Source organism: Solidesulfovibrio sp. DCME (assembly GCF_049995385.1).
Classification (GTDB): domain Bacteria; phylum Desulfobacterota; class Desulfovibrionia; order Desulfovibrionales; family Desulfovibrionaceae; genus Solidesulfovibrio.
On record NZ_CP188261.1, the window covers coordinates 2,624,576 to 2,639,105 of the forward strand.

Below are 14,530 nucleotides of genomic sequence, written 5' to 3' on the forward strand. Positions count from 1 at the left end.
AAAAGCCGGGCCACGGCGCGGCCGGCGCCGCCTATTCCAGGATGTAGCGCCGGGGGTTGACCGGCACGCCGCCCAGGCGCGCCTCGTAATGGAGCTGTGGCCCGCCCGGCCGGCCCAGGTCGGCCACGTGGCCCAACAACTGGCCCCGGGTCACGGGCTGGCCCTTGGCCACGGCCACGTCGCGCAGCCCGCCGTAGACCGTGACCAGGCCGGCCTGGTGGTCGAGGCTGACGCCGAAGCCGCCGTCGTCGGCCTCGCCGGCAAAGGCCACCAGCCCGTCGCCCGGGGCCAGGACCGGCGTGCCCGCCGGGGCGGCGATGTCCAGGCCCTTGTTTATGATCTTGCGGCCGGTAAAGGGCGAGACCTGCTCGCCAAACGGCGTGATGATCCAGCCTTCCACCGGCCAGGAGGCGGGCATGGCCGACAGGCGGGCCTGGCCCGTGCCCAGGGCGGCCAGCAGTTCGCCCTGGCGCAGGCGCTCCCGGGCCGCGTCCTCGGCCAGGGCGTCGAGGTAGCGGTGGAGCTTGCGGGTGAGCATTTCCTGGCGGTACAGGGGCAGGTATTTCTTTTCGAAGTCCTTTTCCTCGCCGCCGGACGGCGACACGTCCCGGGGCTCCTGGTCCAGGCCCACCATCAGGCGCAGCTTGGCGTCGAAACCGCGCAGCCGCGACAGGTCGGCCTCCAGGCCCTTGACCTTGTCGGACAGGCCGGCGATCTGGGCGTCCTGATCCCTGGCCTGGCCTTCGAGGGCGTCGGCCTCGCGCGCGATCCGTTTGAAATTGTAATAATATTGCACCAGATACACATCCGCGGCCAAAAGCCCCGCCAGGGCCAGCAGGATGGCCGCGAACAGCCAGCCCCGGAAGCGCAGCTTGCGGCAGGCGCCGTGATGGTCGCGGAAGATGACGATCTGGTAGTTTTTAAACATCGCACAAGCCTAAACGGCGGCTAGCGGGGCAGGGCGTCCCTGTCAAGCTGCCAGCGGCCCAGGGCGTGCTGGAGGTTGACGGCCCGCTTCTTGCCGCCGGCGCAGATGCCGGCGACCCAGGTCTCAGCCTCGTGGCGCATGGACTTGCCGGCCATGGGGCAGGGATTGGAAAAGACCGGCAATTCCCAGGTCTTGGCCGCCCGGACGATGGTTTTTTTGTCCACGAGCAACAGTGGCCGGATGACCGTGAGGCGCCCCTCGAAAAAGGCTTCCCGGCAGGACAGCCCGTCCACCCGGCCGTTTTGGAACATGTTCAGGAAAAAGGTGGCGGCCAGGTCGTCGGCGTTGTGGCCGAAGGCCAGATGGGTCAGGTTATAGCGGGCGCACAGGTCGAACAGGCGCTTGCGGCGCAGCCAGGCGCAGTAGAAGCAGGCGGATTTCTTCTTGTTCTCGTCGGAAAAGGCCCGGGGGCCGAAATCCGTCACCTCGATGTGGGCGGCGATGCCGAGGCCGGCGCACAGTTCGGCCAGGGGGGCATGGTTGGACGGGTCGAAACCGGGGTTGAGGTGCAGGAGCATCAGTTCCACCGGAAAGGGCACGATGCGCCGGCGCAGGTGCATGACGGCCAGCATCACCAGGCTGTCCACGCCGCCGGACACGGCCAGGCCCACCCGGGCTCGGGGGGAAAGCTGGCCCGTTTCCATCATGAGCTTGCCGGCCTTGGCCACGCAGACCCGTTGGGCGTAGCCCAGGTCCCTGGCCCGCAGGGGATGTGCGCCTCGCGTCATGGCCTGCCCGTCACAAGGCCTGTTCCATGAGGATGTCGCGGATCTCTGCGATCTGTTCGAGGATGGCGGCCATGACGTTCTCCATCTGGTAGGGCGTGAGGTCGAGGCGGGCGAACACGGCCTGGGACGGCGCGTATTGCATGCCGTCGATGCCCATGCCGATGCCCGTCATCTTGGCGATCACGTCGCCCACGTGCACGAGGTCCAGGGCCAGGTCGGGTTCGGGGCAGTCGTCGGGCCGCAGCCGGTAGCGCACCACGTTGACGATGGGCACGGGGATGGACCAGCGTTCCAGGAGGATGGCGCCGAGTTCGGCGTGGTTGATGCCGAGCACCTCCTCCTCGGCCTGTTCGAAGGGGATGTGGCGCTGGTGGGCCAGTTCGAGGATGGGGCCGGCGTCCACTTCCAGAAACGAGCCCATGACGGTCTTGCCGATGTTGACGAGCAGGCCCGAGGTGAAGGTGTGGGGCGGGGCGGTGCGCTCCAGTTCCCGGGCCAGGGTCTCCGCGGCCACGGCCACGGCCACGGAATGTTCCAGCAGTTCGCCCGGGCGCAGGCCGTAGCCCTTGATTTCGTAGCGCGTCATGGGCGCCACGCCCGAGGCGATCACCAGCTGGTAGACCCGGTTGAGGCCCAGGCGCGACAGGGCGTCGCGCACCGAGGCCACCTTGCCGCTGCCGCCGAAAAGGGCCGAGTTGGCCATGCGCAGCACATTGACGGTCAGCCCGGGGTCGTACTCGATGATCTTGGCCAGCTGACGCAGGTCGGCCTCGGGATTGCCGATGTAGGCCAGGACCTTTTGCACGGGCATGGGCATTTGGGGGATGGCAAAGGCTTTCCGGATGATTTCCTCGCGTTGGCTCATAACTCCCAGGACCTCCCGCAAGATGAGACCACAACCCTGCCCGTATCCGTAAACAGGCGCATGGTGCGCGGTATGGTGCCGCCCACGTCCTCGGCGTTCAGACGCATTTCGTTGACCTGCAACAGCTTGGTCAGCGCCGCGAAATTGTTGGCCCCCGTGTCGAACTGGTTGGAAATGTGCATCATGCGGCCGCAGCCCGCCGCCTTGAGGATGAGGTATTCCCGGCTGGCCCCGCGATTGAACATGGCCCGCATCATCTGCGGCACGCCGGTATTGACGTACATGTAGGGGTTTTTGAGCATCCCCTTGTCGTTGCGGGCCAGGGGCAGCAGGCAATGGATGAGCCCGGCCACGCCCGCCCGGGGGTCGAAGGCGGCCAGGCCCAGGCACGAGCCCAGGGCGTGGGTGACCAGGACGTCCTTGGCCCGGTTGGTGACCTTCATGTCGGAGATGCTGACGACGATCTCCATGGGTGCTAATCCGCGGCGGTTCCTTGGCTGTTGGGGTGGGGGAACGGATCCGAAGGCGGCAACCTAGCCGGAAAGGCCGTCAAGGACAAGGCCACTGCCACAAGGTGGTGGACAGAAGCCGGCCGAGCGAATACTTTGCCCCGGCTTTCAGGTCTGCAAGGCGGGGTGGCCGGCCTCGCGGGGAGTGGGCGATGTCCATCGAGTTCCTCAAACACGTCATCGAGCAGTACGGTTACCTGGCCCTTTTCATCGGGACGTTCCTGGAAGGGGAGACCATTCTGTTACTGGCCGGGTTCGCTGCCCAATCGCCGCAGTTCGGCCTCGATTTGCGTTGGGTCATCCTGTCGGCTTTCGCCGGCAGCCTGGCCGGGGACCAGACGGCCTTTTTCATCGGCCGACACTATGGCCGCAAACTCGTGGCCAGAAGCGAAAAATGGCGGGCCCGTTCGGAAAAAGTGCATGCCATGCTGGCCAAGTACCATGAAGTCCTCATCCTGTCCTTCCGCTTCTTCTACGGCCTGCGCAACCTGACGCCCTTCGTGCTGGGCACGGCGGAAATCAGCGTCCGCAAATTCTTCCTTCTCAATGCCATCGGCGCGGCCGTCTGGGCCGTGGCCTTCGCCCTGACGGGCTACGCCTTCGGCAGCCTGCTGGAAAACGTCCTGACCCGGGTCATCGACAACGTGCACCACGCCGAGTTGGCCATCCTGGGGCTCGTTGCCGCCGTGGTGGCCATCCTGTGGGTGGTCAAACGGCTGCGTCGTCGCTGACGTTTCGGGCCGTGGCCGTCGTCTCCCGCGTCCGGCCGCGCCCGGTCCCTTGCCGTTGCCGGGCGCGAATGCCGCGTTGGCGATAACGAATCCTTTGTCTTTCTCGTAAAAATGTGTAATTACGCCAAAGTCCCGACTCCTTCCGGTCGGGGCTCCGGGGGCGCCGAGTGCTGCCGTGCGGGTATTACGGCGCAAAGCCTCTGTAATTCCGGCCACGGAGACGGAGACTATGAGCGATACCAGTGAGCGTACGCAGGCGGCGGCCACGGCCCTTGGCCGGTGTCGCGGCGTGCTTCGCGGCATGGAGCAAGGGCTGGCCGAGCTCATGCGGGGGCGCGAGCGGGTTTTTCTCGATCTCGGCAACGACCTCATGCGCCTGGAGTCCGGCTGCGAGGGCCTTTCCCAAAGCGCCGGGGAGCTGGTGGCCTGCTCTTCGGGCGAGGACCTGCACGCGGCCCTGAAGCTTTCGGCCGACGACCTGGCCGCGCTCACCGGCGCCGCCTCGGACGAGGCCGGCCAACAGAGCCTGCGGGACATCGACGCCGTGGCCGGCATCGTGGAGGAGCTTTCGGGCGTGGTGGCGGCCTTTGCCAGGATCGTCAAGCACCTGTCCATGCTTGGCATCGCCACCCGCATCGAAAGCGCCCGGCTCGGCGGCGACGGCCGGGGCTTTTCCACCCTGGCCGACGACGTGGAGAAACTGGCCCACCAGATCGTGGAGCACTGCTCCGGCATCGCCGCCAAGATCGAGGCCCTGCGCGGCCATGTCGCCTCGGCCCGGGAGAGCACCCTGGCCATCATCCGGGCCCAGGAGCAGTGCTTTGCCCTCATTTCCAAGGAGCTGACGGCCAATTTCGCCGGCCTGACCTCCATGGCCGAACGTTCGGCCGCCCTTTCCGGCGAACTGGCCCGCAGCGCCGCGGCCATCTGGACCGACATCGGCCAGGCCGTCCGGTCCCTCCAGTTCCACGACATCGTGCGCCAGCAGATCGAACACGTCGAACACGCCCTGGCCGAGGTGAGCCGCGAGATCGACGGGGTCCGCCAGGAGGACCACGGGGACATCCTCGATCTGGCCGCCTTCGTGGCCGACGTGTTGCCCCTGCAGGATTCGCAGCTCGGCAGCGCCGACGAACACATCGGCGAGGCCGCCGGCCGCTTGCGCGAATCCCTGAACTCGCTGGCCGCGCGCATCCGGGACATCGGCGCGGCCATCACCGGGCTGCTCGGCGGCGGGGCCGGGGACAGCCCCCTGGCCCGGGTCGAGGCCGGCATCGCCACGGTCAAGGGGCAGATGGCCGATTTCGCCGCCCAGGGCGAAGCCCTCGGCGCCATCATGGATTCCGTGGCCAACACGATTTCCGGCATGGGCGGCACCATCGAGGCCATCGAGGACGTGGGCGCGGAAATCGAACTGATCGCCATCAACGCCAGCATCAAGGCCGCCCATACCGGCACGGCCGGCGCGGCCCTGGGCGTCCTGGCCCTGGCCATCCAGCGCCTGTCGGCGGACGCCAGGCGCCAGACCGACGCCGTGGCCCGGATCCTCAAGACCATTTTCGAGGCCTCGCGCACCTTGCAGGAGACCGCCAGCCGGCACAACGACCAGTCGGCCTCCCGGCAGGTGGTGGAGGAGCTCGACAGCGCCCTTGGCGGGACCAGGGCCTGTTCGCAGCGCAGCCTGGCCCTTTTCCAGGGGCTGCGCGACGCAAGCGCCAGCCTGGGCGAACGGGCCGCAGCCATCGCCCGGGGCATCGATTTCGACACGGACATCGGGCCCCGCCTGGCCGCCATCCGCCGGGCGCTGCTGGAACAGGCCAGCGTCGCCAGCGCCCACGCCCCGGCCGGCGGCGGGCGCAGCGCCCGGTTGCGCGGGCTCTACGACCAGTACACCATGGAGGCCGAACGGGCCGTGCACGAGGCGGCCCTGGGCCTGGCCCCGACGGCGGCGACGCCGGCCGGCGCCACGGACACAGGCGGAGCATTCGGGGACAATGTCGAACTGTTCTGATGTGCTGCTTTGGCGGTCGTTACAGGGGGAGGTGCCGCGGCCATGATATCCCAGGAAGAGACGCATCGCGCCGCCTTTGTGGAGGAGGCCCGCGACCTGCTGGCCGAACTCGAGGCCTCGCTTTTGGAACTCGAGCGTACCCCCGACGACATCGACCTCCTGCACAAGATCTTCCGGGGCCTGCATACGATCAAGGGCTCCGGGGCCATGTTCGGCTTCGACGACATCGCCGCCTTCACCCATGATGTGGAAAGCGTTTTCGACCGCGTGCGCAACGGGCGTTTTCGGGTCAACCGCTTGCTGCTCGACCTGTCGCTGCGATCCTGCGACCACATCCGCGCCCTGTTGGAGACGCCGCCGGGACAGGAAAACCGGTTGTCCCTGGACGGGCGGGACATCCTCGACGGGCTGCGGGCCTTCGACGAAACGCCGGCGCCGGTTGCGCCCAGCCGGCCCGCCGAGCCCGCCCCGGCCCCCCGGGCGGCCATTCCCCGCATTTTCCGGCTGCGCTTCAGGCCCCACGTCGACATGCTGGCCACGGGCAACAACCCCCTGCATCTGCTCGAGGACGTCGATGCCCTGGGCGACTGCCGGCTGTATGTCCACGTGGAGGACGTGCCGCTCCTGGAGGACCTCGATCCCGAGGCCTGCCTGGTCTGGTGGGACTGCGTGGTGCGCGCCGAGGCCGAACAGTCCGCCCTGGCCGATATCTTTGTCTTCGTCGAGGACGACTGCGACCTGGCCGTGGACGTCCTGGACGACGGCGGCGCCCCGGACGGCGCGTTCATGCACCGCCGGCTCGGGGAAATCCTCCTGGACCGCGGCGACATCACCCAGTCCGACCTGGAGGAGGCCCTGTCCTCCCAGCGTCGCCTGGGCGACATCCTGGCCGAGAGGGGACTGGTGCATCCCGGGGCCGTGGCCTCGGCCCTGTGCGAGCAGCAGGCCGTGCAGGAACTGGCCCAGAAAGCCCCGGAACGCGAAAAGACGACCAGCATCCGGGTGGCCGCCGACAAGCTCGACGCCCTGGTCGACCTGGTCGGCGAACTGGTCATCGTCCAGGCGCAGATCCGCCAGGCCGTGGAAACCTGCGGCGACGCCACCCTGCGCGGCCTGGCCGAGCACCTGGAGCGCCTGGGCGACAGCCTGCGCGATTCCACCCTGTCCATCCGCATGCTGCCCATCGGCGCCACCTTCGCCAAATTCCGCCGCCTGGTGCGCGACCTGGCCGGCGAACTGGGCAAGGAGGTCGAACTGGTCACCCAGGGCGAGGAGACCGAGCTCGACAAGACCGTCATCGAACGCCTGGGCGACCCGCTGGTGCACTTGCTGCGCAACAGCATCGACCACGGCATCGAAACACCCGGCGTGCGCCAGGCCGCCGGCAAGCCCCGCGCCGGCGTCATCCGCCTAAGCGCCGCCCATGCCGGCGGCGAGGTGGTCATCAACGTGGCCGACGACGGCGCCGGCCTCGACGCCGAGGCCATCCGCCGCCGGGCCGTGGAGCGCGGCCTGTTGCCCCCCGACGCCGAGGTCGGCCTCAAGGAAATCTACAACCTCATTTTCATGCCCGGCTTTTCCACGGCCAAGGCCGTCACCAACGTTTCCGGCCGGGGGGTGGGCATGGACGTGGTCAAGCGGGCCATCGAGGGCCTGCGCGGCGCGGTGGAGGTCGATTCCGCCCCTGGCCGGGGCACCGCGGTGTCCGTGCGCCTGCCCCTGACCCTGGCCATCATCGACGGCTTGCAGGTGCAGGTGGGCGCGGAGTACTATGTGGCCCCGCTGGAGCTGGTGGAGGAATGCGTGGAGATGGCCCGGGCCGGCGACCGGGCCGAATCGGGTGTGCTCAACCTGCGCGGCGAGGTGGTGCCGTGCCTGCGCCTGCGCGAAGCCTTCGCCATCGCCGGGAAGCGCCCGGCCATCGAGCCCATCGTGGTGGTGCGCGTGGACGGGCAGCGGGTGGGGCTGGTCGTGGACAGGGTCGTGGGCGAGCATCAGACCGTCATCAAGGGCCTGGGGCCGCTGTACCGCGACATCGAGGAATTTTCCGGAGCCACCATCCGGGGCGACGGCCGCATGGCCCTGATCCTGGATGTGGCGGCGCTGGTGCGGCGGGCGGCCGACGAGGACGGCGCGCGCGTCGCCTTCGCCGCGGACGGCGCCTGACGCCCGTATACGCAAACGCCCGACAGTTCGGGAGGAGCCTTTCATGGCCGAAGTCGCAAGCAAAAACGACAACCAGTACCTGACCTTCACCCTCGAGCGCGAACAATTCGCCCTGGACATCGCCTCGGTGCGCGAGGTCCTCGAACTCGTCAACATCACCCGCGTGCCCCGCACCCCGGACTACATCCGCGGGGTCATCAACCTGCGCGGCCGGGCCGTGCCCGTGGTCGACCTCAAGCTCAAGTTCGGCATGGGCTCCACCGAGCGCACGGTCAACACCTGCATCATCATCGTGGAGGTCAACCTCGACGGCGAGGCCACCGTGCTCGGCGCCCTGGCCGACTCGGTCCAGGAGGTCTACGAGATGGAGGCCGCCCAGATCGAGCCCACCCCGCGCATGGGCACCCCCATCAAGGCCGAGTTCATCCGGGGCATGGGCAAAACCGGCGAGCAGTTCATCATCATCCTCGACATCGGCAAGGTCTTCACCTCCCTGGAACTGGCCGGCCTGGCCCAGACCGTAGGCGAGGCGGCCGCCGAAAACGCGGAGGCGTAAGCCGCATGGTCTCCACTGGCGCCACCACCCGGGCCAGCGGCCTGGTCTCCATGTCGGAAAAGGAGTTCAAGCGCTTAAGCGAGTTCATCCACACGGAAGTCGGGATCAAGCTGCCCTTGTCCAAGAAGGTCATGGTGGAGGCCCGGCTGCAAAAGCGCCTGCGCCTGCTCGGCCTGCCCGGCTACCGCGAGTACTACGAGTTCCTGTTCAGCCCCCGGGGCCTGGACGAGGAACTCGTCCATTTAATCGACGTCATCACCACCAATACCACGGAATTTTTTCGCGAACCGCGCCATTTCGAAATCCTGTCCCAGGACGTCCTGCCGGCCTGGCGGACCGCCTACGGCCCGGCCCGGCCCTTTAGGCTGTGGAGCGCCGGCTGCTCCACCGGCGAGGAGCCCTACACCCTGTCCATCGTGCTGTCCGAGTACGGCCAGCACCTGGCCGGTTTCCGCTTTTCCATCATGGCCACGGACATCTCCACCCGGGTCCTGTCCCTGGCCCGCAACGGCGTTTATCCCGAGGAGCGGCTGGCCAAGCTGCCCATGGAGATCAAGCGGCGCTATTTCCTGCGCAGCAAGGACAAGTCGCGCAAGCTCGTGCGCCTGGTGCCCGAACTGCGCGGGGCCATCGATTTCCGCCGCCTCAACTTCATGGAGCCCTTCAGCTTTCCCGAACCCCTCGACACCATCTTCTGCCGCAACGTCATGATCTATTTCGACCGGGTCACCCAGGAGCAGCTGCTCACGAAGTTCTGCCACCAACTGCGCACGGGCGGGTTTCTGTTCATCGGCCATTCCGAAAGCCTCACCGGTATGGACTTGCCCTTGCGCCAGCATGCCCCCACGGTATATAGAAAAATTTAATGCCCCATCGTCTTTTCGCCCAGAGGTCGCCCCGTGAGCAAAGCCATCAAGGTTCTTGTTGTCGATGATTCCGCCCTGGTCCGCCAGACCCTGACGGATATCCTGTCCTCGGACCCGGAGATCGAAGTGATCGGCGCGGCCGGCGACCCCTTCGCCGCGGTCAAGCGCATGGAGGCCGAAGCCCCGGACGTCATCACCCTGGACATCGAAATGCCGCGCATGGACGGGCTGACCTTTCTGCGCAAGATCATGACCCAGCACCCCATTCCCGTGGTCATCTGCTCGACGCTGACCGAAGCCGGCTCGGAAACCACGCTGCGGGCCATGGAATACGGGGCCACGGACATCATCCTCAAGCCCAAGCTCGGCACGCGCCAGTTCCTGGAGGAGTCGCGCATCCGCGTCGTGGACGCGGTCAAGGCCGCCGCCCGGGCCAAGATGAAGCGCCTGCTTCCCGCCGCGCCCCTCAAGGTCGCGCCCAAGCTCTCGGCCGATGCCGTGCTGCCCGGCCCCACGGGCAAGGCCATGTTCCAGACCACGGAAAAGGTCGTGGCCGTGGGCGCCTCCACCGGCGGCACCGAGGCCCTGCGCGAATTCCTCGAAGCCATGCCCCAGAACTGCCCGGGCATCGTCATCGTCCAGCACATGCCCGAGCAGTTCACGGCCGCCTTCGCCAAGCGCCTGGACGGCATCTGCCGCATCACGGTCAAGGAAGCCAAGGACAACGACACCATCCTGCGCGGCCAGGCGCTCATAGCCCCGGGCAACCGCCACATGCTCCTCAAGCGCAGCGGCGCCCGCTATTTCGTCGAGGTCAAGGACGGTCCGCTGGTGCGGCGCCACCGGCCGAGCGTAGACGTGCTGTTCCGTTCCGCCGCCCGCTACGCCGGCCAAAACGCCGTGGGCGTCATCATGACCGGCATGGGCGACGACGGCGCCGCCGGCATGCTGGAGATGCACGAAACCGGCGCCTACACCATCGCCCAGGACGAGGCCTCCTGCGTGGTCTTCGGCATGCCCCAGGAAGCCATCAAGCTCGGCGGCGTGGACAAGGTCATGTCCCTTGGCCATATCGCCCAGGAAGTGGTGCGGTCCTGCTCGGGCTAGCCCGGGACGGCGAATCCTCTGGAAACAATCCGGGTTTGGGCCTATAACGGCCCCTCGGCGCCGCCCCCCGGACGCCAAACCCAACACCGGAGACGCATGGCGGGGCCGTCTTCGTCCGTTGCTTCCCCGCAAAAGGTTCGCGGCATGGACAAGGTTTTGCTCGATTACGGCAGCGGCGGCCGGGCTTCCCACCGCTTCGTGGCCGACCTCTTTTTCCGTCACCTCGGCAACGACATCCTGGCCCGCATGGACGATGCCGCCGTGCTGTCCCTGACCGGCCCGGTGGCCATGAGCACCGACAGCTTCGTGGTGGACCCGGTCTTTTTCCCGGGCGGCGACATCGGCTCCCTGGCCGTGCACGGCACGGTCAACGACGTGGCCATGATGGGCGCCCGGCCCCTTTTTCTCACCTGCGGCTTCATCCTGGAGGAGGGGCTGCCCCTGGCCGACCTGGACCGCATCGTGGCCTCCATGGGCGAGGCTGCCCGGGCGGCCGGGGTGCGCATCGTGGCCGGCGACACCAAGGTCGTGCCCAAGGGCGCGGCGGACAAGATCTTCATCAACACCACCGGCATAGGCGAAGTGCTGGTCGACCCGGCCCCCAGCGGCCACCGGGCTGCCGTGGGCGACGCGGTGCTCGTGTCCGGCTCCATGGGCGACCACGGCCTGGCCATCCTGTCCACGCGCCAGGGCCTGTCCTTCGAGGCGCCGGTGACCAGCGACAGCGCCTGCTTAAGCGGCCTTGTGGGCAGGCTTCTGGCCGCCGTGCCGGACGTGCACGTGCTGCGCGACCCCACCCGGGGGGGCCTCGCCACCACCTTAAACGAGATCGCCGGCCAGTCCGGGGTCGGCATCGAGCTGACCCAGGCGGCCATCCCCGTGCGCCCGGCCGTGGCCGGCGGGTGCGCGGTCCTCGGGCTCGACCCGCTGTACCTGGCCAACGAGGGCAAGTGCATCTGCATCGTGCCCGAGGCCGCCGCCCTGGCGGCCCTCGACGCCATGCGGGCCGACCCCCTGGGCGTGGAGGCGGCCGTCATCGGCCGGGTCGTGGCCGAACACCCGGGCAAGGTGGCCCTGGTGACGCCCCTTGGCGGCAAGCGGCTGCTCGGCATGCTGGAAGGGGAACAGCTTCCCCGCATCTGCTGACGGCCTGGAAAGCAACATTTACCAAAAGGGAGCGCGGCGATGAGCGTGTGCGATGTGGTCGTCATGGGCGCCTTGGGGCGCATGGGCGCGACCTTGGTCCGGCTGGCCAAGGCCGATCCTGACAATTACCGCCTGGTCGGGGCGCTGGAACGCAGCGGCTGCACGGCCGGGCTGGCGGGCCTCGAGTGCGTCGTGGGTGACGACCTGGCCACGGTTTTGGCCAAATGCCCCGGCGCGGTGGTCATCAATTTCACGGCTCCGGCCCCGTCGGTCGAGGCGGCCGCCGTGGCCGCCGCGACAGGCAATCCCGTAGTCGTCGGCACCACGGGCCTGAGCCCGGACCAGACCGCCGCCTTGGCCGAATCCGCCAAGAAAACGCCCATTTTTTTCGCCCCCAACATGAGCGTGGGCTTAAACGTGCTGCTCACCGTCCTGCCCGACCTCGTACGCAAGCTCGGGCCGGCCTATGATCTCGAGGTCATGGAAATCCACCACAACAAGAAGGCCGACGCGCCCAGCGGCACGGCCATCAAGCTCGGCCAGTGCCTGGCGGGCGCCAAAGGCTCGGACTACGACGCGGTCAAGCGCCACAGCCGCGACGGCATCATCGGCCCGCGCCCGGCCGGGGAGATCGGCGTGGCGGCCCTGCGCGGCGGCGACGTGGTGGGCGACCACACGGTCTATTTCTTCGGCCCCGGCGAACGCATCGAGGTGACCCACCGGGTGGGCAACCGCGAAACCTTCGCCCAGGGGGCGCTGCGGGCCGCCGCCTGGATCGCCAAACAGCCGGCCGGCCGCCTCTACGCCATGGCCGACATGCTGGCCTGACGCCCCCCGGCCCAATCCGCCGGCCCAATCCGTCGGGTCAAAGCGTCGGCCAAACCACCAGGTCCAGCCGTCGAGTCAAACCGCTGGTTGAAAGCGCCGGGTCAAAGCGTCGGCCCGGCCGTGGGCAACGGACGATGGCCGGGCTCCTTCGCCGTGCCGTCCTGGGCGTCCAGGCGCTCGCGCATGGCCATGAGGACGTGGCGCAGCCGTTCCTCCAGGCCGGTCAAGGCCGCGCCGGCCCGGCCGGCATCGCGGGCCTTGGCCGCCAGTTCCAGGTCGTAGCAGGCCTGGCGCAGGTGCTTGGCGCACATGGTGGCCGCCGCGCCCTTGAGGGAGTGGGCCAGGAAGGCCAAGTGTTCGAAATCGGCCCGGGCCAGGGCCTCGCGGATGGCCTCCAGGCTCGTCGGCTGCTCGGCCACGAAGGCGGAAAAAAGCTTCATGAGAAACCCGGTGTTGCCCCGGGCCTTGGTCAGCAACTCCTGCCAATCGAGCAGTTCGTGCCCCGCCCCGGGGGTCATGTCCGGCGATTGCGGCGCGGCCGGGGCCGTGGCGCCCATGGCCCGGGCCAGGGCGGCGGCCAGGCTCTCGGGGCTCACGGGCTTGCTTAGGTATTCGTTCATGCCGGCCCGCAGGAAGGCCTCCCGGTCTCCCTTGAGGGCGTGGGCCGTCAGCGCCACGATGGGGATGTCCGGGTCGAAGTCGCCGCTTTGGTCGCTGCGGATGGCCCGGGTGGCTTCCAGGCCGTCCATCTCCGGCATCTGGATATCCATGAGCACCACGTCGAAATGGCGGCGGCGCAGCCATTCCAGGGCCCGGCGGCCGGTGTGGGCGACCACCACGCCGTGGCCGTCGGCTTCCAGCAACTCCTGGGCGTAAATCTGGTTGATGGGGTTGTCCTCGGCCAGCAAAACGGTCAGGGGACGCGTGGCCGGCGGCGCCTGGGGGGCGGGCCGGGCAACGGCCGTTTCCGGTTGGGCCTCGGCCGGCAGGGCGAAGTCCAGCACGAAGCTGAAGACGCTGCCCTGGCCTTCCTCGCTTTCGACGCCGTAGTGGCCACCCTGCATTTCCACCAGATGGCGCACGATGGCCAGCCCCAACCCAGCCCCCTGGTAGCGCCGGGCCGGGGAGACGTCGGCCTGGGTGAAGCTGTCGAAGATGGCCTTGATCTTGTCGCGGGGGATGCCGATGCCGGTGTCGCGCACGGCGAAGCGCAACTGGGTCCTGCCGGCCGGCCCCGCCTCGCCGGCGGACACGGCCAGGATCACGCTGCCGGAATCCGTGAATTTGACCGCGTTGCCGACCAGGTTGATCAGGATCTGTCGCAGCCGGCTGGCGTCGCCCACAAGGGCGCGCGGGAGGTCGCCGAGGAGCCGGTATTCCAGGGCCAGGCCCTTCTTGGCCGCCAGGGGCCGGAAGACGCTGACCGCTTCCTCCACGGTGTCGTGGAGGTCGAAGGGGAGCTGGGCCAGCTCCAGGGCGCCCACCTCGATGCGGGCATAGTCCACGATGTCGTTTAAGACCGTCAGCAGCGACCGGGCGGAATGGCGGGCCATTTCCAGGTATTCTCGCTGCTTGGCAGACAGTTCCGTGGCCAGGGTCAGCTCGGTCATGCCCAGGATGCCGATCATGGGCGTGCGGATCTCGTGGGTGATGTTGGCCAGGAAGTGGCTTTTGGCCCGTTCGCCGGCCCGGGCGGCCTTTTTGGCCGCATCGAGCCTTTCCAGGGCCTCTTCCTGGTCGGTGACGTCGCGCAGCAGCACGCGCGTGAGCCCCAGGTCGGGCTCGGCCAGGGGTTGGGCGCGCATGCGGGCGCGGCGGCCGTTGGCCACCAGGCGCACGGGGGACTGCCGCCCCCCGTCCAGGGGCAGGCCGAAGGCCGTGCCCGTGAGTTGGCCGGCCGGCGTGCCGAGCAGCTGGCCGGCCGCCTGCGTGGCATGCAGGATGATGCCGTCGCGGTCCAAAACGAGCAGGGTGTCGCCGGTGAGGTCGGCCAGGGCGTCGGTTTCCCGGATGAGGCGTTCGAGCATGG

At 68.4% G+C, this 14,530-nt stretch carries 13 protein-coding genes; 8 read left to right on the forward strand and 5 right to left on the reverse strand.

Annotation, left to right across the window (positions count from 1 at the left end; genetic code table 11):
- Positions 1 to 31 precede the first annotated feature (31 nt).
- The 4 genes from ACP59X_RS11400 to ACP59X_RS11415 are packed head-to-tail and all read right to left on the reverse strand — an operon-like array spanning position 32 to position 3,051.
- Complete coding sequence (locus ACP59X_RS11400; protein WP_428569584.1) at positions 32 to 928, reverse strand: M23 family metallopeptidase; 897 nt, start codon at positions 926 to 928, stop codon at positions 32 to 34.
- Positions 929 to 948: 20 nt separating this feature from the next.
- Entirely contained in the window at positions 949 to 1,716 is a 768-nt protein-coding gene (locus ACP59X_RS11405) for a tRNA lysidine(34) synthetase (RefSeq protein WP_428569587.1), read from the reverse strand.
- A 10-nt stretch (positions 1,717 to 1,726) separates the two neighbouring features.
- Entirely contained in the window at positions 1,727 to 2,581 is an 855-nt protein-coding gene (locus tag ACP59X_RS11410; RefSeq protein WP_428569591.1) for an HDOD domain-containing protein, read from the reverse strand.
- Positions 2,578 to 3,051 carry a chemotaxis protein CheD gene (locus ACP59X_RS11415; protein WP_428569594.1) on the reverse strand — a complete coding sequence of 158 codons (474 nt, stop codon included), beginning with the start codon at positions 3,049 to 3,051 and terminating at the stop codon, positions 2,578 to 2,580. The genes ACP59X_RS11410 and ACP59X_RS11415 overlap by 4 nt, the downstream gene beginning before the upstream one ends.
- Positions 3,052 to 3,242: 191 nt before the next feature.
- Here ACP59X_RS11415 and ACP59X_RS11420 point away from each other — a divergent pair, with 191 nt between their 5' ends.
- From ACP59X_RS11420 to dapB, 8 genes are all read left to right on the forward strand, one after another.
- Positions 3,243 to 3,821 carry a DedA family protein gene (locus tag ACP59X_RS11420; protein ID WP_428569597.1) on the forward strand — a complete coding sequence of 193 codons (579 nt, stop codon included), beginning with the start codon at positions 3,243 to 3,245 and terminating at the stop codon, positions 3,819 to 3,821.
- 229 nt (positions 3,822 to 4,050) lie between these two features.
- The gene (locus ACP59X_RS11425) at positions 4,051 to 5,832 is read left to right on the forward strand and encodes a methyl-accepting chemotaxis protein (RefSeq protein ID WP_428569600.1); all 1,782 of its coding nucleotides are present in this window, start codon (positions 4,051 to 4,053) and stop codon (positions 5,830 to 5,832) included.
- A gap of 42 nt (positions 5,833 to 5,874) precedes the next feature.
- Positions 5,875 to 7,998: a chemotaxis protein CheA gene (locus tag ACP59X_RS11430; protein WP_428569602.1), complete on the forward strand. Its 2,124-nt coding sequence runs from the start codon at positions 5,875 to 5,877 to the stop codon at positions 7,996 to 7,998.
- Between the two features lie 43 nt (positions 7,999 to 8,041).
- Positions 8,042 to 8,554: a chemotaxis protein CheW gene (locus ACP59X_RS11435; protein WP_428569605.1), complete on the forward strand. Its 513-nt coding sequence runs from the start codon at positions 8,042 to 8,044 to the stop codon at positions 8,552 to 8,554.
- 5 nt (positions 8,555 to 8,559) lie between these two features.
- On the forward strand, positions 8,560 to 9,420 hold the full coding sequence (locus ACP59X_RS11440; protein WP_428569608.1) for a CheR family methyltransferase: 861 nt from the start codon (positions 8,560 to 8,562) through the stop codon (positions 9,418 to 9,420).
- A 33-nt stretch (positions 9,421 to 9,453) separates the two neighbouring features.
- Positions 9,454 to 10,527: a protein-glutamate methylesterase/protein-glutamine glutaminase gene (locus ACP59X_RS11445; RefSeq protein WP_428569612.1), complete on the forward strand. Its 1,074-nt coding sequence runs from the start codon at positions 9,454 to 9,456 to the stop codon at positions 10,525 to 10,527.
- A 144-nt stretch (positions 10,528 to 10,671) separates the two neighbouring features.
- Complete coding sequence (gene hypE / locus ACP59X_RS11450; protein WP_428569615.1) at positions 10,672 to 11,673, forward strand: hydrogenase expression/formation protein HypE; 1,002 nt, start codon at positions 10,672 to 10,674, stop codon at positions 11,671 to 11,673.
- A 39-nt stretch (positions 11,674 to 11,712) separates the two neighbouring features.
- Positions 11,713 to 12,501 carry a 4-hydroxy-tetrahydrodipicolinate reductase gene (gene dapB / locus ACP59X_RS11455; RefSeq protein WP_428569618.1) on the forward strand — a complete coding sequence of 263 codons (789 nt, stop codon included), beginning with the start codon at positions 11,713 to 11,715 and terminating at the stop codon, positions 12,499 to 12,501.
- 101 nt (positions 12,502 to 12,602) lie between these two features.
- Here dapB and ACP59X_RS11460 read toward each other — a convergent pair whose 3' ends face one another.
- A complete protein-coding gene (locus ACP59X_RS11460; RefSeq protein WP_428569621.1) occupies positions 12,603 to 14,528 on the reverse strand; it encodes a response regulator in 1,926 nt (641 codons plus the stop codon).
- Positions 14,529 to 14,530: the final 2 nt, after the last annotated feature.